Below are 267 nucleotides of genomic sequence, written 5' to 3'. Positions count from 1 at the left end.
TAAGATCCCTGAAAGATGATCAGGTTGATAGGTTCGAGGTGGAAGCATGGTGACATGTGGAGCTGACGAATACTAATAGATCGAGGACTTAACCATATAATATGAAGCAATGTTATCTAGTTTTGAAGGAATATGCCTTTATAGTTTGGTGATGATGGCAGAGAGGTCACACCCGTTCCCATACCGAACACGGAAGTTAAGCTCTCTAGCGCCGATGGTAGTTGGGACCTTGTCCCTGTGAGAGTAGGACGTCGCCAAGCAAAAACC

Annotated in this window: 2 rRNA genes; both read left to right on the top strand. The window is 45.3% G+C overall.

The features are described from left to right. A 23S ribosomal RNA gene (locus ACSG5Z_RS32810) occupies positions 1–96 on the top strand; the annotation flags it as partial. Positions 97–144: 48 nt separating this feature from the next. Then, positions 145–260, top strand: a 5S ribosomal RNA gene (gene rrf / locus ACSG5Z_RS32805). The last annotated feature ends 7 nt before the right edge of the window (positions 261–267 follow it).

This window comes from Bacillus pretiosus, assembly GCF_051294775.1.
Taxonomy (GTDB): Bacteria; Bacillota; Bacilli; order Bacillales; family Bacillaceae_G; genus Bacillus_A; species Bacillus_A wiedmannii.
This window is presented reverse-complemented; position numbering and strand designations above follow the sequence as displayed.